General features: G+C 73.1%; 23 protein-coding genes. 12 read left to right on the forward strand and 11 right to left on the reverse strand.

Translation table 11 applies throughout. The features are described 5' to 3' along the window. Positions 1 to 83 precede the first annotated feature (83 nt). Positions 84 to 1,406 carry a molybdotransferase-like divisome protein Glp gene (gene glp, locus ACZ4SV_RS33380; protein ID WP_468009592.1) on the reverse strand — a complete coding sequence of 441 codons (1,323 nt, stop codon included), beginning with the start codon at positions 1,404 to 1,406 and terminating at the stop codon, positions 84 to 86. After that, positions 1,403 to 2,311 (reverse strand): UTP--glucose-1-phosphate uridylyltransferase GalU, encoded by a 909-nt coding sequence (gene galU / locus ACZ4SV_RS33385; protein WP_365941993.1) that lies wholly within the window; start codon positions 2,309 to 2,311, stop codon positions 1,403 to 1,405. Before galU ends, glp begins: the two co-directional genes overlap by 4 nt. Positions 2,312 to 2,446: 135 nt before the next feature. Between galU and ACZ4SV_RS33390 the strand changes: the two genes are divergently transcribed. Further along, a complete protein-coding gene (locus tag ACZ4SV_RS33390; protein ID WP_468009601.1) occupies positions 2,447 to 3,028 on the forward strand; it encodes a 5-formyltetrahydrofolate cyclo-ligase in 582 nt (193 codons plus the stop codon). Positions 3,029 to 3,133: 105 nt separating this feature from the next. Here ACZ4SV_RS33390 and ACZ4SV_RS33395 read toward each other — a convergent pair whose 3' ends face one another. Then, a complete protein-coding gene (locus tag ACZ4SV_RS33395; RefSeq protein ID WP_468009604.1) occupies positions 3,134 to 5,980 on the reverse strand; it encodes a penicillin acylase family protein in 2,847 nt (948 codons plus the stop codon). Between the two features lie 224 nt (positions 5,981 to 6,204). Between ACZ4SV_RS33395 and ACZ4SV_RS33400 the strand changes: the two genes are divergently transcribed. The 6 genes from ACZ4SV_RS33400 to mscL all read left to right on the forward strand — a co-directional run bounded on the left by ACZ4SV_RS33400 (position 6,205) and on the right by mscL (position 12,174). Next, entirely contained in the window at positions 6,205 to 7,719 is a 1,515-nt protein-coding gene (locus ACZ4SV_RS33400; protein WP_468009673.1) for a potassium/proton antiporter, read from the forward strand. 295 nt (positions 7,720 to 8,014) lie between these two features. Next, positions 8,015 to 9,310 (forward strand): MFS transporter, encoded by a 1,296-nt coding sequence (locus tag ACZ4SV_RS33405; protein WP_468009607.1) that lies wholly within the window; start codon positions 8,015 to 8,017, stop codon positions 9,308 to 9,310. A 67-nt stretch (positions 9,311 to 9,377) separates the two neighbouring features. Beyond that, on the forward strand, positions 9,378 to 9,701 hold the full coding sequence (locus ACZ4SV_RS33410; protein WP_397937877.1) for an FmdB family zinc ribbon protein: 324 nt from the start codon (positions 9,378 to 9,380) through the stop codon (positions 9,699 to 9,701). 111 nt (positions 9,702 to 9,812) lie between these two features. After that, positions 9,813 to 10,646, forward strand: a complete 834-nt coding sequence (locus tag ACZ4SV_RS33415; RefSeq protein WP_365878906.1) for an S-methyl-5'-thioadenosine phosphorylase — start codon at positions 9,813 to 9,815, stop codon at positions 10,644 to 10,646. Positions 10,647 to 10,845: 199 nt separating this feature from the next. Further along, positions 10,846 to 11,559, forward strand: a complete 714-nt coding sequence (locus ACZ4SV_RS33420; protein WP_468009614.1) for a hypothetical protein — start codon at positions 10,846 to 10,848, stop codon at positions 11,557 to 11,559. A 138-nt stretch (positions 11,560 to 11,697) separates the two neighbouring features. Beyond that, on the forward strand, positions 11,698 to 12,174 hold the full coding sequence (gene mscL / locus ACZ4SV_RS33425; protein ID WP_468009618.1) for a large conductance mechanosensitive channel protein MscL: 477 nt from the start codon (positions 11,698 to 11,700) through the stop codon (positions 12,172 to 12,174). 85 nt (positions 12,175 to 12,259) lie between these two features. Here mscL and ACZ4SV_RS33430 read toward each other — a convergent pair whose 3' ends face one another. Further along, positions 12,260 to 12,436: a hypothetical protein gene (locus tag ACZ4SV_RS33430; protein ID WP_365878912.1), complete on the reverse strand. Its 177-nt coding sequence runs from the start codon at positions 12,434 to 12,436 to the stop codon at positions 12,260 to 12,262. Positions 12,437 to 12,567: 131 nt separating this feature from the next. Between ACZ4SV_RS33430 and ACZ4SV_RS33435 the strand changes: the two genes are divergently transcribed. The 3 genes from ACZ4SV_RS33435 (at position 12,568) to ACZ4SV_RS33445 (ending at position 15,889) form a co-directional block, all read left to right on the forward strand. Beyond that, a complete protein-coding gene (locus tag ACZ4SV_RS33435) occupies positions 12,568 to 13,593 on the forward strand; it encodes a P1 family peptidase (RefSeq protein ID WP_468009625.1) in 1,026 nt (341 codons plus the stop codon). A gap of 171 nt (positions 13,594 to 13,764) precedes the next feature. Next, on the forward strand, positions 13,765 to 14,985 hold the full coding sequence (locus ACZ4SV_RS33440; RefSeq protein ID WP_468009629.1) for a L,D-transpeptidase: 1,221 nt from the start codon (positions 13,765 to 13,767) through the stop codon (positions 14,983 to 14,985). Positions 14,986 to 15,142: 157 nt separating this feature from the next. Then, positions 15,143 to 15,889 (forward strand): DUF6227 family protein, encoded by a 747-nt coding sequence (locus ACZ4SV_RS33445; RefSeq protein WP_397937866.1) that lies wholly within the window; start codon positions 15,143 to 15,145, stop codon positions 15,887 to 15,889. Between the two features lie 115 nt (positions 15,890 to 16,004). Here the strand turns inward: ACZ4SV_RS33445 and ACZ4SV_RS33450 are convergent, their stop codons facing one another. The 5 genes from ACZ4SV_RS33450 to ACZ4SV_RS33470 all read right to left on the reverse strand — a co-directional run bounded on the left by ACZ4SV_RS33450 (position 16,005) and on the right by ACZ4SV_RS33470 (position 22,522). Further along, positions 16,005 to 16,280: a hypothetical protein gene (locus ACZ4SV_RS33450; protein ID WP_468009635.1), complete on the reverse strand. Its 276-nt coding sequence runs from the start codon at positions 16,278 to 16,280 to the stop codon at positions 16,005 to 16,007. A gap of 120 nt (positions 16,281 to 16,400) precedes the next feature. Next, positions 16,401 to 18,548 (reverse strand): PTS fructose transporter subunit IIABC, encoded by a 2,148-nt coding sequence (locus ACZ4SV_RS33455; RefSeq protein WP_468009639.1) that lies wholly within the window; start codon positions 18,546 to 18,548, stop codon positions 16,401 to 16,403. A 462-nt stretch (positions 18,549 to 19,010) separates the two neighbouring features. Further along, positions 19,011 to 19,958 (reverse strand): 1-phosphofructokinase, encoded by a 948-nt coding sequence (pfkB, locus tag ACZ4SV_RS33460; RefSeq protein ID WP_365883185.1) that lies wholly within the window; start codon positions 19,956 to 19,958, stop codon positions 19,011 to 19,013. After that, positions 19,955 to 20,716 carry a DeoR/GlpR family DNA-binding transcription regulator gene (locus ACZ4SV_RS33465; RefSeq protein WP_365883184.1) on the reverse strand — a complete coding sequence of 254 codons (762 nt, stop codon included), beginning with the start codon at positions 20,714 to 20,716 and terminating at the stop codon, positions 19,955 to 19,957. Before ACZ4SV_RS33465 ends, pfkB begins: the two co-directional genes overlap by 4 nt. A gap of 195 nt (positions 20,717 to 20,911) precedes the next feature. Further along, positions 20,912 to 22,522, reverse strand: coding sequence for an MFS transporter (locus ACZ4SV_RS33470; RefSeq protein WP_468009647.1), 1,611 nt, complete (start codon positions 22,520 to 22,522; stop codon positions 20,912 to 20,914). A gap of 41 nt (positions 22,523 to 22,563) precedes the next feature. On the opposite strand from ACZ4SV_RS33470, the gene ACZ4SV_RS33475 reads away from it, so the two are divergent. After that, the gene (locus ACZ4SV_RS33475; RefSeq protein ID WP_468009650.1) at positions 22,564 to 23,583 is read left to right on the forward strand and encodes a helix-turn-helix transcriptional regulator; all 1,020 of its coding nucleotides are present in this window, start codon (positions 22,564 to 22,566) and stop codon (positions 23,581 to 23,583) included. Positions 23,584 to 23,853: 270 nt separating this feature from the next. Here ACZ4SV_RS33475 and ACZ4SV_RS33480 read toward each other — a convergent pair whose 3' ends face one another. Both ACZ4SV_RS33480 and ACZ4SV_RS33485 read right to left on the reverse strand, forming a co-directional pair. Further along, on the reverse strand, positions 23,854 to 24,666 hold the full coding sequence (locus tag ACZ4SV_RS33480; protein ID WP_468009654.1) for a TetR/AcrR family transcriptional regulator: 813 nt from the start codon (positions 24,664 to 24,666) through the stop codon (positions 23,854 to 23,856). Between the two features lie 466 nt (positions 24,667 to 25,132). Next, positions 25,133 to 26,131, reverse strand: a complete 999-nt coding sequence (locus ACZ4SV_RS33485; RefSeq protein ID WP_365879804.1) for a sigma-70 family RNA polymerase sigma factor — start codon at positions 26,129 to 26,131, stop codon at positions 25,133 to 25,135. A gap of 184 nt (positions 26,132 to 26,315) precedes the next feature. Between ACZ4SV_RS33485 and ACZ4SV_RS33490 the strand changes: the two genes are divergently transcribed. Further along, entirely contained in the window at positions 26,316 to 26,834 is a 519-nt protein-coding gene (locus tag ACZ4SV_RS33490; RefSeq protein ID WP_468009660.1) for a GNAT family N-acetyltransferase, read from the forward strand. Positions 26,835 to 26,930: the final 96 nt, after the last annotated feature.

A 26,930-nucleotide genomic window follows, 5' to 3' on the forward strand; every position in this document is an offset into this window, starting at 1 on the left:
CTGCTGTGCGCGACACGGTACCGCCAAGCCGGCCCGGACAGCGGACCAGGACCGGCCTGCGGACGGAGGGACCCGCGCCTGCCTCAGCCGAGCGGCACGACCTCCACCTCGGTGCCGGGCTCGACGCTCTCCACGTCCTCCGGCACGACGATCAGCGCGTCCGCCTGGGCGAGCGCCGCGACCAGGTGGGAACCGGCTCCGCCCACCGGCGTCACCTTGCCGTCGGCGTACGTCCCGCGCAGGAACTGGCGGCGTCCCCCGGGCGAGCGCAGCGCCGCGTCCGCCGCCAGGACGGCCCGGACGCGGGGCCGGTGCAGATCGGTGAGGCCCATCAGCGCGCGGATGGCGGGGCGGACGAACAGCTCGAAGGAGACGTACGACGACACCGGGTTGCCGGGCAGCGCCAGCAGCGGGATGTGGTCGGGGCCGATGGACCCGAAGCCCTGGGGCTTGCCGGGCTGCATGGCCAGCTTGCGGAACTCCACGCCGGCGCCCGCCTCGTCCTCGTCGCCGACGTACGCCAGCGCCTCCTTGACCACGTCGTACGCGCCCACGCTCACCCCGCCGGTGGTCACCAGCAGGTCCGCGCGGATGAGCTGGTCCTCGATGGTCGTGCGCAGGGTCTCGGCGTCGTCGGCGACGGCGCCCACCCGGTAGGCGATGGCGCCCGCGTCCCGCGCGGCGGCGGTGAGGGCGAAGCTGTTGGAGTCGTAGATCTGACCGGTGGCCAGTTCCTCGCCGGGCTGGACGAGTTCGCTGCCCGTGGAGAGCACGACCACGCGCGGGCGCGGGCGCACCCGCACGGTGCCGCGGCCGATCGCGGCGAGCAGCGCGATCTGCGGCGGGCCGAGGATCGTCCCGGCCGCCAGGGCCCGGTCGCCGGCCCGTACGTCGCTGCCCCGGTCCCGCACGTGCGCGCGTGCCTCGACGGGCCGGTACACGTGCACCTGGCCCTCGGCGCCCTCCGGGGCCAGGCTGCGCGCCCGCATGCCGCTCGCCGGGCCCTCGCCGAGCCCGCCGTCGGTCCACTCGACCGGGACGACGGCCTCGGCGCCGGGCGGCAGCGGCGCCCCGGTCATGATCCGCGCGGCCTGCCCGGGGCCGACCCGCACCGGGTCGCCCGCGCCGGCCGCCACGTCCCCGACGACCTCCAGGGCCGCCGGGAACTCCTCGCTCGCGCCCGCGACGTCCGCCACCCGCACCGCGTACCCGTCCATGGAGCTGTTGTCGAACGGCGGCAGCGACACCGTCACCGTGACCTCGTCGACCAGGACGCAGCCCTGGGCGTCGAGCAGTTGCAGCTCGATGGGTTCGAGCGGCCGGACGGTCGAGAGGATGTCCTCCAGGTGCTCGTCCACCGACCACAGGTCGTCCGGGCCGGCGGGGCGGGTCGCGGGGCTGGTCAAGGTCGCTGCATCTCCTCGGCTACGTAACTGCGGAGCCAGGTCCGGAAGTCCGGTCCCAGATCCTCACGTTCGCACGCGAGTCTGACAATGGCACGCAGGTAGTCGCCGCGGTCGCCGGTGTCGTAGCGGCGGCCGGTGAAGACGACGCCGTGCACCGGGCCGCCCACCTTCTCGTCCTGCGCGAGCTGCTGGAGGGCGTCGGTGAGCTGGATCTCGCCGCCGCGGCCCGGCTCGGTCTGGCGCAATATGTCGAAGACGTGCGGGTCGAGGACGTAGCGGCCGATGATGGCGTACCGCGACGGGGCGTCCGCCGGATCGGGCTTCTCGACCAGTCCCGTGACCTTCACCACGTCGCCGTCGGCGGTGGCCTCCACGGCGGCGCAGCCGTAGAGGTGGATCTGCTCGGGGGCGACCTCCATGAGGGCGACCACGCTGCCGCCGTGCCGCTCCTGGACGTCGATCATGCGCCGCAGCAGCGGGTCGCGCGGGTCGATCAGGTCGTCGCCGAGGAGGACGGCGAAGGGCTCGCGGCCGACGTGCGGGGCCGCGCACAGCACGGCGTGACCGAGTCCCTTCGGGTCGCCCTGGCGCACGTAGTGCATGGTCGCCAGGTCGCTGGACTCCTGGACCTTCGCCAGCCGTTCGGCGTCGCCCTTCTTCTGCAGCGCCGATTCCAGCTCGTAGTTGCGGTCGAAGTGGTCCTCGAGGGGGCGCTTGTTGCGTCCGGTGACCATGAGGACGTCGTCGAGCCCCGCCGACACGGCCTCTTCGACCACGTACTGGATCGCAGGCTTGTCGACGACGGGCAGCATCTCCTTGGGAGTGGCCTTGGTAGCCGGCAGGAAGCGGGTGCCGAGCCCGGCGGCCGGGATGACAGCTTTGCTGATCCTGGGGGACTGAGTCATGCCCGCCACAATATCCGGTGCCTTTGCTGGGAATCTGTGGCTCCCGGCGGCTTGACCCTCATATGACCCGCATTAAGAAGGAGACGAGGACGAGCAGTGGAAGACGGCGGACCCAAGGGCCACCCTGACAAACGGATGTTGCGGCGGGAATTCCTCCGGGTGAGGAACAGGTTGCCGGCGGACGACGTCCGCGAGACGGGCCGTGTGCTGGCCGAGCGCGCGCTGGAACTGCCCGAGCTGGCCCGGGCGCGGACGGTGGCCGCGTATGCCGCGGTGGGCGGCGAACCGGACACCCGGCCGCTGCTGGACGCGCTGCGCGCGCGGGGCGTGCGGGTGCTGCTGCCGGCGCTGCTGCCCGACGACGACCTGGACTGGGGCGAGTACGCCGGCCCGGACTCCCTGACGCCGGTCCGGCACGGCGGGAAGATGGCTCTTTTCGAACCCTCCGGCGCGCGGCTCGGCCCGGACGCCGTGACGGCCGCGGACGCCGTCCTGCTGCCCGGGCTCGCGGTGGACGCGCGCGGGATGCGCCTGGGGCGCGGCGGAGGGTCGTACGACCGGGTGCTGGCCCGGCTGGAGCGCGCGGGCGCGCACCCGTGGCTCGTGGTGCTGCTGTACGACACGGAGGTCGTCGCGCGCGTCCCGGCCGAGGCGCACGACAAGCCGGTGCACGCGGTGGTGACGCCCTCGGGTGCGCGCCGCTTCACCGCCCCCTGACCGGCTTCCCCGCCGCCGCGCCCGCGAGGGCGGACCGGCCGCCGGGAAGGAGAACGGCCCTCCACGCGCGCGTGGAGGGCCGTTCTCAGTGCGGTGCCGTACGGGTCACGGCTTCAGCACGAGGGTGTCGCTCGTGTTCTTGTCCACCGACTTGGCCGAGAACGACCAGGGCAGCAGTTCGCCCTTGGCCCACTTGCCGGTCTGGTCGGTGTAGTGCGCGCTGAAGGCGTGCCCGGAGGCGCCGGCCAGGTTGATCCACTTGGACTTGTCGAGGTCGGCGAGGTTGACGACCATCCGCATCGACGGCACCCAGACCACGTTGTAGCCGCCGGCGGCGTTCCAGCCGGTGGCGTTCACCGCGGCCTCGCCGCCGCTGAGCTTCCAGGGGCCGCGGTTGAGCAGGTACTGCACCACCTTGGGGCCCTCGGTGCCGAGCGTCTGGTTCTTCAGGAACAGCCGGTGCAGCCGGCCCCAGCTCCAGGTGTCGATGTCCTTGCCCAGCTTGGCGGTCAGCTCCCAGCGGGCGTCGATCATGGCACGGGCGAGGAGCTGGTCGCGGTTGTCCGCGGCGGGGCGGGTGCCCGCCTTGGGCGTCTTCCACCAGTCGCTGTCCGGCTTGTCCAGCAGGGTGCGCACGACCTCGAACCAGCGGTCGCCGCCGTCCGGCTGCGCCTGGTCGGCGTCACGCTCGCCGCACTCGCGGACCTTGGTGTCGTCGTCCACCGGACCGGTGCTGTCGATCTTCTCGACCCACAGGCACTGGCCCTTGACGCGCACCTCCTTGGGCAGCTTGTTGCCGAAGGCCAGCTTGAGGATGTTGCGCCAGACCGCGTTGAAGTAGGCGGCCGCCGCGGAGTCGGCGTCCTGGGTGTAGTCCCAGCCCTCCAGCAGTTTCTGCGCCTGGCGGACGTCCGGGTCGTCCAGGTTCAGCTTCAGCAGCCTGGGCACCAGCAGCTTGGCGATCTCGCTGCTGTTGTCCAGCTGCATCTGCCGCATGTCGTCGGTGGAGAGCTTGCCGCCGCCCTTGATCTTGGACTCGATCAGGTCGGTGATGCGCTGGCTGCGGGTGCCGTAGCCCCAGTCGGTGGTCAGCGTGTACGGGTACGCCGCCTGGTCGACCACGGCCTGGTTGGCGGTGACGATGTAGCCGCGCGCGGGGTCGTACTCGTAGGGCAGCTCGTCCTGCTTGACGAAGCCCGTCCAGCGGTACCCGGAGTCCCAGCCGGGCGCCGGCAGGGCGCCGGCGTCCTTGGCAGAGCGCGTCGGGATCCGGCCGGGCAGCGTGTAGCCGATGTGGTTGTCCGTGCTGGCGTAGACGAGGTTCTGCGAGGGCACGTCGAAGCGGGCCGCCGCCGCGCGGAACTCGTCCCAGCCGCCGGCCTTGTCGAGGGCGAACACGGCGTCCATGGAGGTGCCCGGGTCGAGCGCGGTCCACCGCAGGGCGATGCCGTAGCCGTCGCCCCGGTCGGGCGCGGCGGTGTTCACGGTGGCCTTCCGGCCGACCTGGACGAGTTCGTCGTCGCGGTCGGACAGCAGCGGCATGCCGTCCTGGGTCTGGCGGACGACGATCGTCTTGGCCTCGCCGCCGGCGACCTTGATGGTCTCCTCGCGGGTCTTGAACGGCCGCACCTTGCCGTCGTACAGGTAGCCGTTCGCGCTGACCTTCTCCAGGTAGAGGTCGGTGACGTCGACACCGGAGTTGGTCATGCCCCAGGCGATCTTCGCGTTGTGGCCGATGATCACACCGGGCATACCGGCGAACGTGTAACCCGAGACGTCGTACTGGCACTTGTCCGAGACGGTCCGGCAGTGCAGGCCCATCTGGTACCAGACCGACGGCACGGACGCCGACAGGTGCGGGTCGTTGGCGAGCAGCGGCTTGCCGGTGATGGTGTACTTCCCGGCCACCACCCAGGAGTTGGAGCCGATGCCCTGGCCGTTCACGCCGACGGCCGAGGGCAGGCCGTCCAGGACCTCGGTGAGGCCGCCGAGCTGGCCCGTGAGCGCCGATCCCGTCCCGGCCGTGCCGGAGGTGCCGGTGGTGCCCGTCGTGCCCGTGGTCCCGGTCATGCCGGTGGTCCCCGTGGTACCGGTGGTCCCCGTCGTGCCCGTGGTCCCCGTCGTGCCCTCCGAGCCCGGGGAGCCGCTCTGCCGGAAGGCCTGCGTCAGCTGGTCGTACTGGCCCTCCTGCACGATCGGCTTGTTACGGCCGTAGGGGTAGGCCGGGTACAGGTCCTGGATCTGCTGCGGGCCGAGCCGGCTGGTCATCAGGGCGCGGTCGATCTCGTCGCGCATGTTGCCGCGCAGGTCCCAGGCCATCGCCTTCAGCCACGCGACGGAGTCGACCGGGGTCCACTTCTGCGGCTTGTAGTCGTTGGTGAGCCCCAGGGCCGCGTACTCCAGGGAGAGGTCCGCGCCGTCCTTGCCCTGGAGATAGGCGTTGACGCCCTTGGCGTACGCCTGGAGGTACTTCTTGGTGGCACCCGACAGCTTGGTGTCGTACTCCTGCTGCGCGATCCGGTCCCAGCCGAGGGTGCGCAGGAACTCGTCGTTCTTGACCTGGCTCTTGCCGAACATCTCCGACAGGCGCCCGGAGGTCATGTGCCGGCGCACGTCCATCTCGTAGAACCGGTCCTGCGCCTGGACGTAACCCTGCGCCATGAACAGGTCCTCGTCCGAGGAGGCGTAGACCTGCGGGATGCCGTAGCCGTCCCGTCTGACGTCGACCGGTCCGGACAGGCCGTCGAGCCGGAGGGAGCCGGTGGTCTGCGGGAAGGAGGCGCGGACGGTGCTGATCGACCAGTACGCCCCGTAGGCGATGCCGCCGACGAGGGCCAGGACGAGCACCAGCACGAACAGTCGGGCTTTGCGCCCCTTCTTCCTGCCGGACTTGACGGACGTGGCACCCGTGGTGGCGGTGTCACCCGTTGTGGCGGTGGTGTTGGGGGGCATCGCTGTCCTTGCTGTCCTAACGCGAGCGGCAGGTCGGGCTGTGACTTTGAATGAGCGCTGGAGCAACCATAGGCGCAGGGCCCTGTCCCGCTTGACGCGGAGTCGGGAACCAGCGCGCACGAGCGTTCGATCTTGCCCTGGGGAACGTCAAGAAAGCGTCAAGAGTTAGGTAAGGTAACGAAGTATCCGGAGATCCCCGGACCCCGCCCGAGGAGGAACGCCCGCTGACTGTTCACCACCTCAACCAGCTACTGCTCGTCTGCTCCGTCGTCCTGCTCGTCGCCGTCGCGGCCGTGCGGATCTCCTCCCGCAGCGGGCTCCCCAGCCTGCTCGTGTACCTGGGCATCGGCGTGCTCATGGGCCAGGACGGCCTCGGCCACATTCACTTCGACAGCGTCGAGGTGACCCAGGTCATGGGCTACGCGGCCCTCGTCGTGATCCTCGCCGAGGGCGGCCTGGGCACGAAGTGGAAGGAGGTCCGGCCGGTCCTGTCCTCCGCCTCGGTCCTGGCGACGGCGGGAGTCGCGGTCAGCGTGGGGGTCACCGCGGCCGGCGCGCACTGCCTGGTCGGGCTGGAGTGGCGGCAGGCGCTCATCGTGGGCGCGGTGGTGTCCTCGACCGACGCGGCGGCGGTCTTCTCGGTGCTGCGCAGGATTCCCCTGCCCGCGCGCGTGACGGGCACCCTGGAGGCCGAGTCCGGCTTCAACGACGCCCCGGTGGTCATCCTGGTCGTCGCCTTCTCCACCGCCGGCCCGGTCGAGCACTGGTACCTGCTGCTCGGCGAGATCGTCCTGGAGCTGGCCCTCGGCGCGGCCATCGGGATCGCCGTGGGCTGGGTCGGCGCCTGGGGCCTGCGGCACGTGGCGCTGCCCGCGTCCGGCCTCTACCCGATCGCCGTGATGGCCATCGCCGTCACCGCGTACGCCGCCGGCGCGCTGGGCCACGGCAGCGGCTTCCTCGCCGTCTACCTGGCCTCGATGGTGCTCGGCAACGCCCGGCTGCCGCACTGGCCCGCCACCCGCGGCTTCGCCGAGGGGCTCGGCTGGATCGCCCAGATCGGCATGTTCGTCGTCCTCGGCCTGCTGGTCACCCCGCACGAGCTGGGCGACGACGTCTGGCCCGCCCTGGTCATCGGGCTGGTGCTGACCATGGTGGCCCGGCCGCTGAGCGTGCTGTGCAGCCTGACGCCGTTCCGGGTGCCGTGGCGCGAGCAGGCGCTGATGTCGTGGGCGGGGCTGCGCGGCGCCGTCCCCATCATCCTGGCCACCATCCCGATGGTGAACGGCGTCGGCGGCAGCCGCCGGATCTTCAACATCGTCTTCGTCCTGGTCGTGGTCTACACCCTCGTCCAGGGCCCGACCCTGCCCTGGCTGGCGCGCGTCCTGCGGCTGGGCGAGCAGGGCGAGGCGTCGGACCTCGGCATCGAGTCGGCGCCCCTGGAGCGGCTGCGCGGGCATCTGCTGTCCGTCACGGTGCCCGAGGGGTCGCGGATGCACGGGGTGGAGATCAGCGAGCTGCGGCTGCCGCCCGGTGCGGCGGTCACCCTGGTGGTGCGCGAAGGAAAATCGTTCGTTCCGCTGCCCGCGACGGTGCTGCGGCGCGGTGACGAGCTGCTGGTCGTGGCGACCGACCCGGTACGCGACGCGGCGGAGCGGCGGCTGCGCGCGGTCGCCCACGGCGGCAAGCTGGCGGGCTGGCTGGGCACGGACACGGCCGGCGGGACCGACGGCGGGCGGTGACGGCGTGCGCCCTGCGGTCCGCTTCTCCACGGCTCTGCGGCTCTACGGCTCCGCGCAATCCCAGGTGGCAGCCTCCATGGTGCTCGTTTTCACAGCCGTGCCGGGAGTGGTCCCTGTACGATGAAGGCGCACCCTGATCGAACCAACTCTGCCTGACGCAGAGCTGGCGCGACCGTATGGCGGCCGGGTCGCCCCGTGGGCGTCGGCATCTACCGCAGTCCGCGCAAGAGGACAGCTCTCGGCGCCCGGCCCGCACGGGGCCCGCGCGCTACCAGGCGGCAGAAAGGCACGGGCCGTGGGATCCACGGTCACCACCGAACCGGAGAAGACCTCACCGGCGTCCTCCCGCCCCGGATACGGACGGCTGCTGCGCACCCGCGGCGCCTGGACGTTCCTGATCCCCGGCTTCGCGGCGCGCCAGCCGTTCGCGATGCTCACCCTCTCCATCGTGCTGCTCGTCCAGCACACCACCGGCTCGTACGGCGCCGCCGGCGCCGTCGCGGCCGCCACCGGCGTCTCCATGGCGGTGTTCGCGCCGTACAGCGGCCGGCTGGCCGACCGTTACGGCCAGCGCGCGGTCCTGCTCCCCGGGGTGCTGGTGCACACGCTCTCCGGCCTGTCCCTGACGGCCCTCGCGCTGGCCCACGCGCCGCTGTGGGCGCTGTTCGCCGCGGCCGTCCCGACCGGCGCGTCGGTGCCGCAGGTCGGCCCCATGGTGCGCGCCCGCTGGGGCGTGAAGCTCCAGGGCTCGCCGCTGATGACCACCGCGGCGGCGTTCGAGTCGGTCACGGACGAGCTGACCTTCGTCTTCGGCCCGCTGCTGGCGACCGCGCTGTGCACCGCCGTGGCCCCGGCCGCCGGCCTGGTCACGGAGGCCGGGCTGACCCTCGTCGGCGGTCTCCTCTTCGCCGCGCAGAAGAGCACCCAGCCGCCGGTCACCGCCGGGAACGGCCAGACGCGCGAGCGGCACGTCCCGGCGCTGCGCGTCCCGGGCGTGCGCGTGCTGATCGTGACCTTCCTGGGCATCGGTTCGGTCTTCGGCGGCATGCAGGTGTCGCTCGCCGCCTTCACCGAGTCGATCGGCGAACCCGGCATGAACGGCGTCCTGTACGGCGTCTTCGCCGCCGGCAACATGCTGTCCGGCGTCGTCTGCGGCGCGATCGCCTGGAAGGCGGCACCCCACAAGCGCCTCGTGATCGGCTACACCGCGCTCGCGCTGGCCGCGTCCGCGCTGTGGACGGCGCACTCCGTGCCGCTGCTCGCCGCGCTCGGCCTGCTGGTCGGCATGTGCATCGCGCCGTCGCTGATCACCGGCTACACGCTGGTCGAGGGCCTGGTCGCCCCGGGCGCCCGCACGGAGGCCTTCACCTGGCTGACCGGCGCGGTCGCGCTCGGCCAGGCCGCCGCCGTCACGGTCGCGGGACAGCTGGAGGACCGGCTGTGGGACGGCGCGGGATTCCTCGTGCCCATGGCCGGTACCGTGCTCGCACTGGCCACCCTGCTGGCCCTGCGTTCCCGGCTCGTCACGCGGCCCCGCCACCACACGGTCGCACGTGGCGTCGGTCACCGCGCCCCGGTCACGGTGGACTGATCCCCGGGAATACGTCACTATGGACCGTCGTTAGCACTCATTGAGTGAGAGTGCCAGGAGGAAGACAGTGCCGACCTACCAGTACCAGTGCACCGAGTGCGGCGAGGGCCTTGAGGCGGTGCAGAAATTCAGCGATGACGCCCTGACCGAGTGCCCGAGCTGCCAGGGCCGCCTGAAGAAGGTGTTCTCCGCGGTCGGCATCGTCTTCAAGGGCTCCGGGTTCTACCGCAACGACTCCCGCGGCTCCTCGTCGAGCAGCACCCCGGCGTCGAAGCCGGCCGCCTCGTCGTCCGACGCCAAGACGTCCTCGTCTTCGACCTCGTCCTCGTCGACGTCGTCTTCTTCGTCGTCGTCTTCGTCGTCCAGCTCCACCAGCAGCTCCGCCGCCTGAGGCCTCTCACCCGGACCCTGCCGTCGCCCGACGGCGGGGTCTTCGGCGTCCCGTCCGCCGCTTCTCGGACGGGAAGCGGGCGCCGCACGGCGGCCCGCTAGTGTGCTGGTCATGGCGAACGCAGAGATCGGCGTAATCGGCGGCTCGGGGTTCTACTCCTTCCTCGACGACGTGACCGAGGTCCGGGTGGACACCCCGTACGGAGCACCCAGCGACTCCCTCTTCCTCGGCGAGGTCGCCGGCCGCCGGGTCGCCTTCCTGCCCCGCCACGGCCGCGGCCACCACCTGCCGCCGCACCGCATCAACTACCGGGCCAACCTGTGGGCGCTGCGCTCGGTCGGCGTGCGGCAGGTCCTCGGCCCCTGCGCGGTGGGCGGCCTGCGTCCCGAGTACGGCCCCGGCACCCTGCTCGTGCCGGACCAGTTCGCGGACCGGACCAAGTCCCGGGCGCAGACCTACTTCGACGGGCTGCCGCTGCCCGACGGCACCGTGCCGAACGTCGTGCACGTCTCCATGGCCGACCCCTACTGCCCCACCGGGCGGGCCGCCGCGCTGAAGGCGGCCCGCGGCCGGGACTGGGAACCGGTGGACGGCGGGACGCTGGTCGTGGTCGAGGGCCCGCGTTTCTCGACGCGCGCCGAGTCCCTGTGGCACCGGGCCCAGGGCTGGTCGGTGGTGGGCATGACCGGCCACCCGGAGGCGGCGCTCGCCCGGGAACTGGAGCTGTGCTACACGTCGCTGACCCTGGTCACCGACCTGGACGCGGGCGCCGAGACCGGCGAGGGAGTCTCCCACGAGGAGGTGCTGCGGGTGTTCGCGGCCAACGTGGACCGGCTGCGCGGGGTCCTGTTCGACGCGGTGGCGGCCCTGCCGGAGACCGGCGCCCGGGACTGCCTGTGCGCCGGTGCCCTCGGCGGGATGGACCCGGGGTTCCGGCTGCCGTAGCGCGGGGCGCGGGCCGGAGACTGCGGGCTGCGGGCTGCGGGCTGCGGTAGCGCGGGGCGCGGGCCGGTGAGCGGAACTTCCCCTTCGGGTGAGCGAGTTATCCACAATCCGCGCCCGGTCCACCGGCCCCGACGGGATCCGGCGCGAGGCGTCATGGTGGCAGCACACGCCGAATCCCTTGTCGCAGGCGGTGATCCCGATGCCCTCGTACGCCCCGGACCCGAACCCGGACCCGCAGCCGAACCCGCACCCGCACCCGCACCCGCACCCGCAGCCGTACCCGAGTCCGCACCTGAGCCCGCAACATCCGCACCCGAGCCCGTATCCGTACCCGAGTCCGCACCCGGGCCCGAATCCGCGTCTGGGCCACAGCCCGCCGCTCTTCCGGCCGCCGCGCCCGCTGGGCACGGACGCCCCGGCGACGCGCGAGGTGCCCGCGTTCGATCCGGTGGGCGTGCGCGGCGGGCGGTACCGGCCGCACCGGCTCGTCCGGCACCGCGGGCGGGCCGTCGCGGCCGGCCTGGCGGTGACGGCGGCGGCGCTGGTGGCCGCGGGGCCCGGAACCGGCGCGGAGCCGGACGGCGCGGGGCGCGCGCACGGGCACCGCGCCACGGCTCCGGTACGACGGCACCCGGCGGAACGGCTGGTGACGGCACCGGTGCGGATCGCCGACGCCGCCACGGTGCGGCTGCTGCGGCCCGGTGACCGCGTCGACGTCATCGCGGCGCAGGACGCGTCCGCCGGGGGCGGGGCCCGGGTGCTGGCGCGGGGCGTGCGGGTGACGCGGGTGCCGCGGCCGCTGGACGGCGCGGCCGAGAGCGGGGCCCTGGTCGTGCTGTCGGTGCCACGGGCCACGGCGGCCCGGCTGGTCGGCGCGGCCGCCACCGCGCGCCTGGCGGTGACGCTGTGCTGAATCCCCTCCTACAGAAGGTCGTCAGCCTGCTGTCAAGTAGCTCGATCGAGTTACGGCAGTGGACACCCCGGCCACACCGTGCCGTAGGTTGCGGAGCGTTTCGTTCCCCACCCTGTGTATGCGAGGAGAGTCCCCCACGTGAGCGCGAAGAAGGAACCGAGCGTCTGGCACGGCTTCAAGGCCTTCCTGATGCGCGGCAACGTCATCGATCTGGCGGTCGCCGTGGTCATCGGCGCGGCCTTCACGAACATCGTCAACTCGGTGGTGAAGGGGGTCATCAACCCGCTGGTCGGTGCGATCGGCACGCAGAACCTCGACCACTACAGCTCGTGTCTGCAGCACCCGTGCGCGGTGGCCGCGGACGGCACGGTCAAGCGCGGTGTGCCGATCCTGTGGGGTTCCGTTCTGGGCGCCACGCTCACCTTCGTGATCACGGCGGCGGTGGTGTACTTCCTGATGATCCTGCCGATGTCCAAGTACCTGGCCCGGCAGGCGGACCGCAAGGCGGCGCGGGAGGGCACCAAGGAGATCGTCGAGGTGTCCGAGCTGGAGGTGCTCAAGGAGATCCGCGACGCCCTGCTGGCCCAGCGCGGCCCGGGACAGGACCGGTCCTAGGCACTGTCGCGCGGCCAGGGACAGGGCAGGTCCCAGGAGGGCCTGTAGCGCGGCTTGAGGAAGGACAGGTCCCAGGGGGGCCGGCTCAGAGGTGGTGGGGCGGCTTCTCGTCGAGGAAGCGCTTCAGGTCGGCGGCGCCGTCGCCGGCCGGGCGCTCGCCCCACCCGCGGTCGGTGTCGTCCGAGGACTGCTGGTCCAGCGGGTCGTCGAAGACCAGCGCGGGCTTCGGGGCGCGCGGCTCGGGTCCGGGGGCGGTGCTCATGCCCCAAGGGTACGGCGCCCGCGTGACCGCCCCGGCGGGCCGCCCGCCCCGCCGCCGGGCCGGGCGGGCGCCGCCGCACCGGCCGGCTGGTCCCCCTGGCGCGGGCGGCGGGCTGGGTGAGACTGGCGTGCATGACAGTTGACGCATTGACGGATGTCGCCGGGCTGCGGGTGGGGCACGCCACCCGCGCCGGGGACGGCTGGCTCACCGGCACCACGGTCGTCCTGGCCCCCGAGGGCGGCGCCGTCGCCGCCGTGGACGTGCGCGGCGGCGGGCCCGGCACCAAGGAGACCGACGCGCTGGATCCGCGCAACCTGGTGGGCCGGGTCGACGCCGTGGTGCTGACCGGAGGGAGCGCGTATGGACTCGACGCGGCGTCGGGGGTGATGGCCTGGCTGGAGGAGCGGGGCCGCGGGGTGCCGGTGGGGACGGACCCGGCGCACGTGGTGCCGGTGGTGCCGGCGGCCTGCGTGTTCGACCTGGGGCGCGGCGGGGACTTCCGCGCGCGTCCGGACGCGGCGACGGGACGCGCGGCGGTGGAGGCCGCGGCGGCGAGCGCACCGGGCGCCCGGGTGCCCGAGGGCTGCGTGGGCGCCGGCACGGGCGCCGTCGCCGGGCTGCTCAAGGGCGGTGTGGGCACCGCGAGTACGGTGCTCGGCTCGGGGATCACGGTGGCCGCGCTGGTGGTCGTGAACGCCGCGGGCGCGGTCCTGCACCCGGAGACGGGCGTGCTGTACGGGGAGTTGTTCCAGGGGCGGGTGGCCTGTCCGCAGAAACGGGTGCACGAGGCCGCCACCCGGCGGCTGGCGGAGGCCGCCGCCACCCACACCGCCCCGCCGCTCAACACCACGCTGGCGGTGGTCGCGACGGACGCCGGTCTGACCAAGGCGCAGGCGCAGAAGCTGGCGGGCACGGCGCACGACGGGATCGCCCGCGCGGTGCGGCCGGTGCATCTGCTGCACGACGGCGACACGGTGTTCGCGCTGGCGACTGGCGACCGCCCGCTGGACGCGCACCCGTTGGCGCTCAACGACATCCTGGCCGCCGGCGCGGACCTCGTGACGCGCGCGATCGTACGGGCCGTGCGGGCCGCCGCGCCGGTCCACGGGCCGGGCGGCACCTGGCCGTCGTACGGGGAGCTGTACGGGGAGAAGTGAAGGCGGCGCGCCGTACGGAAGGCACGGGCCGGGCCCTTCGCGGGCTGGATTGTCGCGGTTCTGTCACGTGACGGCGTTCGGGCAGGCGGAAGGGAACCTTCCCCGGCGCCGGGGCCCTCTTTCCTCACGACCGGAACGGATCCCGTACCTCACACGAACCTGGAGCAGCCCGTGACAACGCCGGACATTACAGCGCGGCGCGCACTCGGGGCCTGTGCCGCCCTGATGGTCGGCGCCCTCACCCTGACCGCCTGCGGCGGCAGCGCCACCGCGAACAACGACGACGGCAAGGGCGGCAAGGACTCCCCGAAGACGTCGGCGGCGAAGATAGCGATATCCGCCAAGGACGGCGCGACCGGGGCGTCCATCAACGCCACCGGCGTGAAGGTCAGCGACGGCCGGCTGACCGAGGTGAAGATGACCGTGGCGGGCTCGGGGCAGACCGTGCCCGGGGCGATATCGGCGGACGGCCATACCTGGAAGCCGAAGCAGCAGCTTGAGCGCGGGACGAAGTACGAGATCAACGCGACCGCGAAGGACGGCGAGGGCCGCACGGCCGCGGCCAACTCCATCTTCTCCACCGTCACCACGTCGAACAGCTTCATCGGCACCTACACGCCCGACAACGGCGCGACGGTCGGCGTCGGCATGCCGGTGTCCTTCACCTTCGACAAGTCGATCACCGACAAGAAGGCCGTGCAGGCGCACATCAAGGTCGGCACCAACAGCGGCCAGCAGGTGGCCGGACACTGGTTCGGGGACCGGCGGCTGGACTTCAGGCCGCAGGAGTACTGGAAGGCCGGCTCCAAGGTCACGCTGGACATCGACCTGGACGGCGTCGAGGGCGCCAAGGGCGTCTACGGCGTGCAGAAGAAGACCGTGTCCTTCACCGTCGGCCGGTCGCAGGTCTCCACGGTCGACGTCCACACGCAGACCATGACGGTGGTACGGGACGGCCGGACCCTGAAGTCGGTGCCGATCTCGGCGGGCAGCCCGCAGCACACCACGTACAACGGGCAGATGGTCATCTCGGAGAAGTTCGTGCAGACCCGCATGAACGGCTCGACGGTCGGCTTCGGCGGGGAGTACGACATACCGGACGTGCCGCACGCGATGCGGCTGACGTCGTCGGGGACGTTCATCCACGGCAACTACTGGTACAACAAGGGCAACCCGCCGTTCGGCCGGGAGGGCACCAGCCACGGCTGCGTCGGCCTCGCGGACGTGCAGGGCGCGCAGGGCGACACGTCCGCCAAGTGGTTCTACGACAACTCGCTCGTCGGGGACGTCGTGATCGTGAAGAACTCCCCCGACACCACCGTCTCCCCCGACAACGGTCTCAACGGCTGGAACATGTCGTGGAGCGCCTGGACCGCCGGGAGTGCCGCCTGACCGGCGGGTTTTGACAGGACAGCGGGTCGCGCGGGAACTTTTCGCGCGGCCCGCGCGTTTTCCCGGCGTACGTTTTCCCGGTTCCTGGACACGGCCTCCGGGTGAGGGGCTACGGTATGCACCCACAAGGTGACATGCAGCAACGCCGGGAGATGCCTTGAGCGTTCCGTACGAGACCGCAGCGTACGAACCAGCCGAGTCGCCCGAGTCTCCGGAGGAGCATCTCGCGCGACTCCTCGGCCGTGCCCTGAACTCCTTCGAACTGCCCGACGAGGTGATAAGGCAACTGGACTGCGCGCTGGCGCACGACAGTTCGCTGCACTCCGCCTACCACAGCTCGGGACTGCACCGGGAGACGTACCGGCACACCTGGCTGCTGGCCGACGGCGCCGCCGTCACGCTGTGGGAGCTGGTGCACAACCCCACGCCGGGCAGCGCGCCGGAGCACGAGGTGTACGCCGACGAGGAGGAGTTGCAGACCGCCACGGCACGGCTCGGGCTGCCGCCGGAGACCCGGGACTTCGAACTGCCCGCGCCGACGCGGCTGTGGGCGGTCCCCGAGCCCCGGCACACGTTCGCCTCCGGTGACTCCGCCGACCACGCGCGCCGGCTGCTGCGCCGGGCGGAGAACCCCGACCGCCCCGGCGAGGCGACGGCCGCGCTGCTGGCGACGGCGACCGCGCACGCGATCACCCAGGCGTTCGGCCGGCCGGGACGGGCGGGCCGGACGGGTCTGAACTACGCGCTGTACGAGCACGCCTTCCTGCTGCCCGACGGCGCCGAGATCTCCCTGTGGGAGGTGGAGCACACGGCCACGCCCGACGGACGGCACATGTGCGAGGTCTACATGTCGGAGGAAGCCGCCCGGGAGGCGATGGAGCGGCGCGCGGCACGGCAGCGCTGACGGACCGGCGGCCCGGCCGGAGCCGTCCCCCGGGTCCGCCGGGAGCAAAGTTCCCGGCCCGCCGGGTACGAAGTCCGCGCGGGCCGGTGCGGAATCCACGCGGGCCGGTGCGGGGTCAGCCGTTGGCGAGTCGCCGTACCAGGCCCGCGAACGCGTCCCGTTCCGCGGGCGTCAGCTCGACGGACTCCTGCGCGGGACCGAACCGGGTCTGGCCCGGCAGCGCCGGAAGGGGCGCCGAGCGACGCCGGGCGCCGGGTCCGGGGCGCCGCCGGGCGGCGGCCCGCAGGCCCGCGCGGCGCAGCAGGCGCAGCAGGACGCCGGCCCATGCGACGGCCGTCACGGCGAGGACGGCCGCACCGATCAGCTGGAGGGTCCCGGCGTGCTCAGGCATGCCTCCCAGTACACACCACGGTCCGGGACCATGGCCCCGGACCGTGACGTATCTCGCAGGTGCCGTGAACAACTCACAGCGAATCAAAGGGACAAGACGCCGTGTGGGCGGCCGCGGCGGTCAGGCCGCTATCGGCTGCCCGGTCCCGTCCGGCGCGGTGACCGGGCTCGCGGCGGGCTCGGCGGCCGTGGGCTCGGGCGCCTTCCCGCGCATCCCCTTCAGGAGGACCACCAGGGCCGTGGTGACGCACACGCCGGCCGCGATGGCCACCAGGTACAGGAACGGGTCGCCGATCAGCGGGACCACGAAGACACCGCCGTGCGGGGCGCGCAGGGTGGCGCCGAAGGTCATCGACAGGGCGCCGGTGAGCGCGCCGCCGGCCATGGCGGACGGGATGACCCGCAGCGGGTCGGCCGCCGCGAACGGGATGGCGCCCTCGGAGATGAAGGAGGCGCCCAGCACCCAGGCGGCCTTGCCGTTCTCGCGCTCGGCCGGGGTGAACAGCCGGCCGCGCACCGTGGTGGCCAGCGCCATCGCCAGCGGCGGGACCATGCCGGCCGCCATCACCGCGGCCATGATCTTCATGGCGGAGTCGCCGGGCTGGGCGACGGCGATGCCGGCGGTGGCGAAGGTGTAGGCGACCTTGTTCACCGGGCCGCCCAGGTCGAAGCACATCATCAGGCCGAGCAGCGCGCCGAGCAGGACGGCGTTGCTGCCGGTGAGGCCGTTCAGCCAGTCGGTGAGGCCCTTCTGGGCGGAGGCGATGGGCTTGCCGATGACGACGAACATCAGGAAGCCGACGATCGCGGAGGAGATCAGCGGGATCACCACCACCGGCATGATGCCGCGCAGCACCGGAGGGATCGGCACCTTCCGGATGCCCAGCACCACGCCACCGGCGATCAGACCGGCCGCCAGACCGCCGAGGAAGCCCGCGTTGCCGTCCAGGGCGATGGCGCCGCCCACGAACCCGGGGACGAGGCCGGGCCGGTCGGCCATGCCGTAGGCGATGTAGCCGGCCAGGACGGGGACGAGGAACTTGAAGGCGACGCCGCCGATCTGGAAGAGCAGGGCGCCCCAGCTACCGGACTGCGTCCACACGAAGTGGTCCATGACCGACGGGGCCTTGTTGACCTGCCAGCCGCCGATCGCGAAGCCCAGGGCGATGAGCAGACCGCCGGCGGCGACGAACGGGACCATGTAGCTGACGCCGGACATCAGCCAGGTGCGCAGCTTGGTGCCGTAGCCCTCGGTGGCGTCGCCCGCGCGCTCCACCGGCGTGCCGGCCGGCGCGTGCGCCGGGGCGCTCACCTCGCCGCGCGCCGCCTTCCGGCGGACCTCCGCGACGAGTTCGGCCGGGCGGTTGATGCCCGCCTTGACCCCGGTGTCCACGGTCGGCTTGCCCGCGAAGCGCTCCTTCTCGCGTACGGGGACGTCGTGCGCGAAGATCACGCCGTCCGCCGCCGCGATCACCGCCGGGTCCAGCCGGGTGAATCCGGCCGACCCCTGCGTCTCGACGGCCAGCTCGATCCCCGCCTCGCGGCCGGCGTTCTCCAGGGCCTCGGCGGCCATGTAGGTGTGGGCGATGCCGGTCGGACAGGAGGTGACGGCCACGACACGGAAGGGACGCGCCGGGGCGTCCGCCTCACCGACTCCGGCCGCGTCGCCCGCGGGTGCCGCAGGGGCGCCGGCCGTTTCGCCCGCGGGTGCCTCGGGGGCGAGGGCGGTGCTGCCCGCCGCGGTGCCGGTGGAGGCCGCCACCGGCACCGCGGCGGTGTCTTCGGGGGCGGGCGCGGCAGCGCCCGGCGCGTCCTCGCCCGCTGCCGCCTCGTCGCCCCGGATCAGCGCCGCCGCCGTCCGCGGGTCGCCCACCGACCGCAGCGCGGCGGTGAACTCGGCGTTCATTAGCTGGCGGGCGAGGGAGGAGAGGATCGTCAGGTGGGCGTCGTCGGCGCCGGCGGGTGCCGCGATCAGGAAGATCAGGTCGGCCGGGCCGTCCGCGGCGCCGAAGTCGACACCGGCCGTGCTGCGGCCGAAGGCGAGGGTCGGTTCGGTGACATGGGCGCTGCGGCAGTGCGGGATGCCGATGCCGCCGTCCAGGCCGGTCGGCATCTGGGCCTCGCGGGCGGCCACGTCGGCGAGGAAGCCCTCCAGGTCGGTCACCCGGCCCTGGGCCGCCATGCGCTCGGCGAGGGCGCGGGCCGCCGCTTCCTTGGTGTCGGCGGACAGGTCGAGGTCGACCAGGTCCGCGGAGATCATGTCGCTCATCGCGGGCTCCTTCGCGCGCGTATCGCCCGGGGAGTGGAGTGGGCGGGGAGAGGGGACGGGGGTGCGGTGCGGGGGTGCGGTGCGGGGAGGGGTCGTACGGAGGCGGGGCCGGGGAATCCCCGCCTCCCGGGGCGGCGACGCGGCGGGGGCCGGGCGGCCTCGCCTCCGGGGAGCGGTGAGGCGACCGCGGTGGCCGCGCCCCGGGGGAACGCTGAGTGGCCGCGCCTTCCGGGGTGCCGAGGCGACTCGGGCGGTCGGGCGTCCCGGGAGCGGGGGTCCGGGCGGCCTCGGTTCCCGGAGGCGGTACGGCGGTTCAGCCGGCCGGGGCGCCCGGGGCCGCGCGGAGTAACGGGGAGCCTCGCCGCTCGGGAGCGGGCGCGGGCGGCGTCGCGGGCGGTGTCGCGGGTCCGCGCCCGCCGAGCCGGCGGAACCCGGGGCGGACACCCGCGCGGGCGGCCGGGGTCATGACACCGGCTCCGTGAGTTCCCGGTCCAGCGGGATGTCCGCCGTGACGGTCACCGCCGCCGGGTCCAGGTCGGCGGGCCCCGGCAGCACGCTGCCGGGCAGCCGGACCGCGGCGGCGCCGTGGGCTACGGCACTGGCCAGGGCCTCGGGGCCGGTGCCGCCGGCGATGAGGAAACCGGCCAGGGAGGCGTCGCCGGCGCCGACGTTGCTGCGGACCGCGCTCACCCGCGCGCTGCCGAACCAGGCGCCGGTGTCCGACACCAGGAGCTGGCCGTCGGCGCCCAGGCTCGCGAGTACGGCGCGCGCGCCCAGCGCGCGCACCTCCTCGGCCGCCTTGAGCGCGTCGCCCACGGTCGCCAGGGGGCGCGCGACGGCTTCGGCGAGTTCCTCGGCGTTCGGCTTCACCACGTCGGGCCGGGCCGGCAGCGCCTCCAGGAGCGCGCGCCCCGAGGTGTCCAGCGCGATCCGGGCGCCCGCGGCGTGCGCCCGGGTGACGACATCGGCGTACCAGGAGGGCGCGAGCCCCCGGGGCAGGCTGCCGCAGCAGGCGATCCAGTCGGCGTCGCGGGAGTGCGCGCGGACGGTGTCCAGCAGGAGTTCCTGTTCGGCCGGCGACAGCTCCGGGCCCGGCGCGTTGATCTTCGTGAGCACGCCGTCGGCTTCCGCGAGCGCGATGTTGGAGCGGGTGGCGCCGGCCACCGGGACCGGTGCGACCTCGATGCCCTGCGCGTCGAGCAGGTCGGCGACGAGCGCGCCCGGCGCCCCGCCCAGGGGCAGGACGGCGACCGTGCGCCGGCCCGCTGCGGCGACGGCGCGCGAGACGTTGACGCCCTTGCCGCCGGGGTCCATGCGCTCGCCGCCGGCGCGGATGACCTCGCCGCGCTCCAGGGCGGGGATCTCGTAGGTGCGGTCGAGGGACGGGTTCGGGGTGACGGTGAGGATCATGCGCGCACTACTTCCGTGCCGCCGCGCTCGATGGCGGCGGCGTCGTCCGGGCTCAGCCCGCTGTCGGTGATCAGCAGGTCCACGTCGCTCAGGCCGCCGAAGCGGGCGAAGTGCTCCTGGCCGTGCTTGGCGGAGTCGGCCAGCAGCACCACGCGCCGTGCGGCGGCGACCGCCGCGCGCTTGACCGCGGCCTCGGCGAGGTCCGGCGTGGTCAGACCGTGCTCGGCGGAGAAGCCGTTGGCGGCGACGAACAGGACGTCGGCGCGGATCTCGCCGTACGCGCGCAGCGCCCAGGCGTCCACGGCGGCGCGCGTACGGTGCCGTACCCGTCCGCCGATCAGGTGCAGCTGGATGCCCGGGTGGTCGGCCAGGCGGGCGGCTGTGGGCAGGCTGTGCGTGACGACGGTGAGGGCCGCCTCCAGCGGGATCGCGGCGGCGAGCCGGGCCACCGTAGAACCGGCGTCGAGGATCAGCGTGCCCTCGGCCGGCAGTTCCGCGAGGGCCGCCTTGGCGATGCGGTCCTTCTCGTCGGCCGCGGTGGACTCGCGCTCGGCGAGGTCCGGTTCGAAGTCGAGGCGGCCGGCCGGGATGGCACCGCCGTGCACCCGGCGGACGAGACCGGCGCGGTCGAGGGCCTTCAGATCACGGCGGATGGTCTCCGCGGTGACCTGGAACTCCTCGGCCAGCGACAGCACGTCCACCCGGCCGCCGTCACGGGCGAGCCGGAGGATCTCCTGCTGCCGTTCCGGTGCGTACATGTCCGTTCGCCTCCGCCTCATGCCCGAACGTGTGGTTTCCCAGCGAGGCTACGCCCGGATTTCCGGAAAGTAAACAGGTTCAGACCCCGATCGGACATGATCGGGCATGACCGGATGTCCGTCCGGCCGGTCGGGAGGGCAGCGAAAGGCCCGGCACCTGATCGGTGCCGGGCCGTGTCCGTACGTCGTCCCTGCTCAGTGCACGAGTTCCGGCTCCGGCTCGGTCCGCGCCGGCGCCTCGTCCTCCCCCGCGCCCTCCACGTGCTGGGCGGGACGCCTGGGCAGGGCGGACATCAGCAGGAAGATCACGCCCATGATCGCGGCGACGAACCACAGCGCGTGCTGGAAGGCGTGGACGAAGGCCGGACCGACCTCGGCCAGGGCCAGCCGGTCGCCGATCTGCCCGAAGAAGACCACCGACACCAGGCCCAGCCCCAGCGCGTTGCCCATCTGCTGCACGGTGTTGATCAGCCCGGACGCGGAGCCGGCGTGCTCGCGCGGCACCTCCGAGAGCACCGCGTCGGTCAGCGGCGCGACGATCAGCCCCATGCCCAGGCCCATCACGACCAGCGGCAGGGCCATCTGCCAGGAGGTGATCGCGAGGCCGTAGCGGTGGGCCTCCCACAGGTAGAGCAGCACACCGGCGCCCATCAGCAGCGCTCCCGTCTGGAGCACCTTCCGCCCGAACCGCGGGACCAGTTGCTGCACCGACAGCCCGGCCGCCACGGACACCGCGAGGGAGAACGGCACCCCGGTCAGCCCGGCCCGCAGCGGACTCCAGCCCAGGCCGATCTGCATGTACAGCGTCCAGACCAGGAAGAAGATGCCGAGCGCGACACCGAACACGGTCTGTACGGCGATGCCCGCGGCGAAGCTCTTCACCCGGAAGAGGGACAGCTCGACCAGCGGGGAACCGTCCCTGGCCGCCTTCCGTTTCTCGTACGACACCAGCGCCGCGAAGACCACGAGCGCACCGGCCATGCAGAGGTGTCCCCACAGGGGCCAGCCCAGCTCACGGCCGCGCGTGAGCGGATAGAGCAGCATCAGCAGGCCCAGCGTCACCAGGGCGACACCGACGAGGTCCAGCTTCAGGGCCCTGGGGGCCTTGGACTCGGTGATGAAACGGCGTCCGAACAGCCAGGCCAGGATGCCGACGGGGAGGTTGATGAGGAAGATGGGCCGCCATTCGAGGCCGAACAGGTTCCACTCCGTCAGCAGCGCGCCCAGCAGCGGACCGGAGACCGCGCCGAGACCGACGATCGCGCCGAACAGGCCGAAGACCTTGCCGCGTTCGTGCGCCGGGAAGGTGGCGTGCACGATCGACAGCACCTGCGGCACCATCAGCGCGGCCATCCCGCCTTGCAGGATGCGGGAGGCGACCAGCATCTCCGGGTTCACCGCGAAGCCGCACAGGGCGGAGGCGAGCGTGAAGCCGCCGATACCGACGAGGAAGAGCCGCTTGCGGCCGTGGATGTCACCGAGCCGGCCGCCGGTGATCAGACCGGCGGCGAAGGCGAGGGCGTAGCCGGCGGTTATCCACTGGATCTGGCCGACCGAGGCGTGGGCGGTGCGCTGGATGGACGGAATGGCGATGTTGACGATCGTCACGTCCACCAGGTCCATGAAGGCCGCCGTCATGACGATGGCCAGGGCCAGCCAGCGGGCCCGGTCGGCCGGCGGTCCGGGAAGCGCCGTGGGAGTCGCGGTCGTGTGCCGGGTGCGGGCCGCGTCCGCCTGGTCGCGGAGCGTCCCGCGTCCTGTGGAGGTGTTGTCGCCGTGGGTCATGTCCTCAACGTAGGAGGTCATTAGGTCAGATCGTGTCCTAGTGGTGCCGCATGCTCGTACCCATGACGACGGACACCCCGGCACGGCTGCTCCAGCTCCTGTCCCTGCTCCAGACGCCCCGCGAGTGGCCCGGCGGTGAGCTGGCCGACCGGCTCCGGGTCTCCCGGCGTACCGTGCGGCGGGACATCGACCGGCTGCGGGAGCTGGGATATCCGGTGCAGGCGACGAAGGGCGCGGACGGCGGGTACCGGCTGATCGCGGGCAAGGCGATGCCGCCGCTGGTGCTGGACGACGAGGAGGCCGTCGCCATCGCGGTGGGGCTGCGGGCCGGTGCCGGGTACGCCGTCGAGGGAGTGGACGAGGCGTCGGTGCGGGCGCTGGCCAAGCTGGAGCAGGTGCTGCCGGCCCGGCTGCGCCACCGGGTGGCCACGCTCCAGGCCGCGACGACCCCGCTGACCAGCGGCGACGGACCGAGCATCGCTCCGGAGACGCTGACCGTGATGGCGTCCACGGTGGCCGGCCGGGAGCGGCTGCGGTTCGCCTACCGCGACAAGGACGGCAGCGCCTCCCACCGGCTGACCGAGCCGCACCGGCTGGTCTCGACGGGACGGCGCTGGTATCTGGTGGCGTACGACGTCGACCGCGCGGACTGGCGCACCTTCCGGGTCGACCGGGTGAGCGGGCCGTCCGCGACCGGGGTCCGGTTCGCGCCGCGGGAACTGCCGACGGGGAGCGCCGCCGAGTATCTGCGGCAGTCCATCCACCGGCGGCAGGAGACGTACGCCTACGAGGTCAGTTTCGCCGCCCCCGCGGAACGGGTCTCGGCCCGGCTGCCGGGGTCGGCCGGGGTGCCCGAGGACGACGGCGCGGGCGGCTGCGTCCTGCGGGGCACCACCGGCGACCCCATGGAGTGGCTGGCGGTGCGGCTGGCACTGTCGGGGTGCGACTTCACGGTCCACGGGCCGGCGGAACTGGTGGACTGCGTCCGGGAACTGGGCGCTCGGCTGACCCGGGCCGGGACCGGGGGGCCGGCCGGTGCGGCGGTGGAGGAAGCGGGGAGGGCACAGCCGGAGGGAGAGTGAGGAGCCGAGGTGCCGGAAGCGCGGAGTGCGCCGGGCCGTGGCATCCCGGGCTCGGCTGCTGTGCGCCCTCCGGGCCAGGCTCAGATGCCGTACGCGCTCCCGACCGGGCTCAACTCCCGTACGCGCTCCCGGCCGGGCTCAGCTTTCGTCCGTGGGCGTACCCCCGTTTCCGGGCTCAGCTCCCGTACGCGCTCCCGACCGGGCTCAACTCCCGTACGCGCTCCCGGCCGGGCTCAGCTTTCGTCCGTGGACGTACCCCCGTTTCCGGGCTCAGCGCCCGCCCGTCGGCGTGCCCCGGTTCTCGTTCCACGCGAAGTCCCGCAGGGCGCGCAGGTTGCGCACGGCCAGGGCCGCCGGGCCCTCGGGGCCGGTGGGCTGGGTCGTCGTCGCGGCCCAGGACTCCACCGCCACGCGCACGGCGGCGCTGGCCACCGCCGCGGCGAACCGCAGCTCGGGAGTGAGCGGCGCGTCCGGTACGACGTGCGGCGCCCGCCCCGCAGGCGTCTCGCCCCGCCCCGCCGACGCCGTCTCCCGTCCCGCCGGCACCTCCTCCCGCCCCGCGGGCGTGCCCTCCGTACCCTCCCGGGTCGGCGGGCCGGCCGTGCGGGTCGCCAGGATCTCCGCCAGTTCGGCTTCCGACGCCTGGCAGACCTCCGCCCAGACCTTGCGCAGGGCGGGGCTGGTGTCGGCCAGGCGGATCAGGGTGCGCAGCCACTCCCAGGACGCGGCAGAGACGCCGAGGCCGGGCGTGAGGGTGTGGCGGACGGCGTGTTCCAGGATCTGGGGAAGCGGCAGGCCGGCCGGGGCCGCGCGGACCGCCTCGGTCCAGCGCTGGGCACCGGCCGCGTAGAGCGGCGCCACGGCCTCTTCCTTGGTGGCGAAGTAGCGGTAGAAGGTGCGCGGTGCGATGCCGGCGGCCTGGGCGATGTCCTCGGCGCGGGTGGCCCGCAGGCCCCGCTGGACGAAGAGGGCCGCCGCCGCCCGGGCGATCTCCATCCGGGTCTCGGCCTTCCGGCGTTCGGTGAGGGATACCGGCGCGGAGGCGGAAAACGGCTGGTGGGCGGGGTCGGGGGTGGTGCTCATCCGGGCAGGCTATGCCCGTGTGGCAGAATCTGCCATCCGGCGGTCCACCCCGGGGTTCAGGTACGGGGTGGGCCGCCGTTCCAGCATGTCCGCCGCGTGGACCGGGGTCCGCGGCCGCCTCGCCGCACGGGAAGAAGCCGGGCTCCGGCGCCTGGGGGGGGGGTAGGCGCCGGAGCCCGGCTGGGAAGTCCCGGCGCCGGGGGGGGGATCGCGTCGGGACGTGGCTTGCGTGGGCCGGCCGGTGTCGGTCGCGGCCGGGGGTGCGGTGTGGGGGTGGGCGGGGAGTGCGTGCCCGGACCCGCTTCCGGGCCCGGAAGGGTTGTTCCCTCGGGCCCGGTGGTTGAAGCGACGGGACCGCGCCATGTTTGCGCCGTCTTTCGCCACCCGTGCGCGCCGCGCGCCCGCGCGGTGCGCGGTGCGGGCGGGACCGCCTCGCGCCGCGGCGCGGGAAGCCGGTGTTCCGGTGTTACGCCGCCGCGTCGAAGCCGGTGTCGCGGGCCAGCTTCTTCAGTTCGAGCAGGGCGTGCTTCTCGATCTGGCGGATGCGCTCGCGGGTCAGGCCGTGCTCCTTGCCGACCTCGGTCAGCGTGCGCTCACGGCCGTCGTCGATGCCGTACCGCATCTTGATGATGGAGGCCGTGCGCTGGTCCAGACGGCCGATCAGGTCGTCCAGCTCCTCGCTGCGCAGCAGGGTGAGGACGGACTGCTCCGGGGAGACCGCCGAGGTGTCCTCCAGCAGGTCGCCGAACTGGGTCTCGCCCTCGTCGTCCACCGCCATGTTCAGCGAGACCGGGTCGCGGGCCCAGTCGAGGACGTCGACGACGCGCTCCGGCGTCGAGCCCAGCTCCTTGGCGATCTCCGCGGGCTCCGGGTCGCGGCCGTTCTCGCGGTTGAACTCGCGCTGGACGCGGCGGATGCGGCCCAGCTCCTCCACCAGGTGGACGGGGAGCCGGATCGTGCGGGACTGGTCGGCGATGGAGCGGGTGATGGCCTGGCGGATCCACCAGGTGGCGTACGTGGAGAACTTGAAGCCCTTGCGGTAGTCGAACTTCTCGACGGCGCGCACCAGGCCGGCGTTGCCCTCCTGGATCAGGTCGAGCAGGGGCAGGCCGCTGCGCGGGTACCGCCGGGCGACCGCGACGACCAGCCGGAGGTTGGAGCGGATGAAGACGTCCTTGGCCCGCTCGCCGGCGGCCGCCAGGGCTTCCAGCTCCGCACGGCTGGCGTCCGCCTTGGTCTCCTCCTCGCCGTCGAGGACCTGCTGTGCGAACACACCCGCCTCGATGGTCTGGGACAGCTCGACCTCCTTCGCGGCATCGAGCAGCGGCGTGCGCGCGATCTCGTCGAGGTACATGCCGACCAGGTCGCGGTCTGCGATCTCGCCGCCATGAGCGCGAACACTGCTTGCCGAGTCGGCCGTCTCGCCGGTGGCGGACTGACGACGGGCGACGGCACGGGTTGCCATGCGTGCTCCCTTGCGATGGTGGGCTGGCGGGTGGTCCTGGCGAACGCTCAGCACTCGTCTCTGGGACTCTCTTCGAGTGCCCTGCATCCGTGGGAAACAACGACTGGAATCCGGACAGAATTCCCAACCCGCCCCGCAATTTTTCTGATCATGCAGTACCCTGTCCGCCACACGGGGAGGCGATATGCCGTCGGAACGTGCCGAAGTGCAGGTCAGACCGGGGATCGAGGCCGATCTCAGCGCCCTCACGGCGATCTACAACCACTACGTCCGTGAGACGGCCATCACATTCGACACCGCGGTGTTCACCCCGGAGGAGCGCCGTCCCTGGCTGCTCTCCCACCGGGAAGACGGCCCGCACCGGCTGATGGTTGCCACGGACGCGGAGACCGGGCGGATCCTGGGGTACGCCACGTCGAGCCCGCACCGGCCGAAGCCGGCGTACGGGACCTCCGTGGAGACCTCGGTGTACGTCGCCCCGGGCGCCGGCCGGCGCGGTATCGGCACGCTTCTCTACGACGCCCTGTTCAAGGCCCTGGCCACCGAGGACGTGCACCGCGCCTACGCCGGGATCGCCCAGCCCAACGCGGCCTCCGCGGGGCTGCACGCGCGCTTCGGCTTCCGGTACGTCGGCACGTTCCGGGAGGTCGGCCGCAAGTTCGGCCGCTACTGGGACGTGGCCTGGTACGAGAAGCCGCTCTAGGTGTATTGCCCTGTGAGGTTGGGGACGCGGCTGGCGGGTGGTTGGCCCTTGAGCGCGGTGTGTCCGCGGTGGTGATTGTAGGTGTGCAGCCACTGC

The sequence above is a fragment of the Streptomyces sp. NPDC027672 genome, from assembly GCF_055566335.1.

Bases quoted from the DNA above. Each gene is read 5' to 3' on its own strand.
- galU (WP_365941993.1), bottom strand. From the start codon at position 2,311: ATGACTCAGTCCCCCAGGATCAGCAAAGCTGTCATCCCGGCCGCCGGG.
- ACZ4SV_RS33390 (WP_468009601.1), top strand. From the start codon at position 2,447: ATGTTGCGGCGGGAATTCCTCCGGGTGAGGAACAGGTTGCCGGCGGAC.
- ACZ4SV_RS33395 (WP_468009604.1), bottom strand. From the start codon at position 5,980: ATGCCCCCCAACACCACCGCCACAACGGGTGACACCGCCACCACGGGT.
- ACZ4SV_RS33415 (WP_365878906.1), top strand. From the start codon at position 9,813: ATGGCGAACGCAGAGATCGGCGTAATCGGCGGCTCGGGGTTCTACTCC.
- ACZ4SV_RS33420 (WP_468009614.1), top strand. From the start codon at position 10,846: ATGCCCTCGTACGCCCCGGACCCGAACCCGGACCCGCAGCCGAACCCG.
- ACZ4SV_RS33430 (WP_365878912.1), bottom strand. From the start codon at position 12,436: ATGAGCACCGCCCCCGGACCCGAGCCGCGCGCCCCGAAGCCCGCGCTG.
- ACZ4SV_RS33435 (WP_468009625.1), top strand. From the start codon at position 12,568: ATGACAGTTGACGCATTGACGGATGTCGCCGGGCTGCGGGTGGGGCAC.
- ACZ4SV_RS33450 (WP_468009635.1), bottom strand. From the start codon at position 16,280: ATGCCTGAGCACGCCGGGACCCTCCAGCTGATCGGTGCGGCCGTCCTC.
- ACZ4SV_RS33455 (WP_468009639.1), bottom strand. From the start codon at position 18,548: ATGAGCGACATGATCTCCGCGGACCTGGTCGACCTCGACCTGTCCGCC.
- pfkB (WP_365883185.1), bottom strand. From the start codon at position 19,958: ATGATCCTCACCGTCACCCCGAACCCGTCCCTCGACCGCACCTACGAG.
- ACZ4SV_RS33465 (WP_365883184.1), bottom strand. From the start codon at position 20,716: ATGTACGCACCGGAACGGCAGCAGGAGATCCTCCGGCTCGCCCGTGAC.
- ACZ4SV_RS33470 (WP_468009647.1), bottom strand. From the start codon at position 22,522: ATGACCTCCTACGTTGAGGACATGACCCACGGCGACAACACCTCCACA.
- ACZ4SV_RS33475 (WP_468009650.1), top strand. From the start codon at position 22,564: ATGACGACGGACACCCCGGCACGGCTGCTCCAGCTCCTGTCCCTGCTC.
- ACZ4SV_RS33480 (WP_468009654.1), bottom strand. From the start codon at position 24,666: ATGAGCACCACCCCCGACCCCGCCCACCAGCCGTTTTCCGCCTCCGCG.
- ACZ4SV_RS33485 (WP_365879804.1), bottom strand. From the start codon at position 26,131: ATGGCAACCCGTGCCGTCGCCCGTCGTCAGTCCGCCACCGGCGAGACG.
- ACZ4SV_RS33490 (WP_468009660.1), top strand. From the start codon at position 26,316: ATGCCGTCGGAACGTGCCGAAGTGCAGGTCAGACCGGGGATCGAGGCC.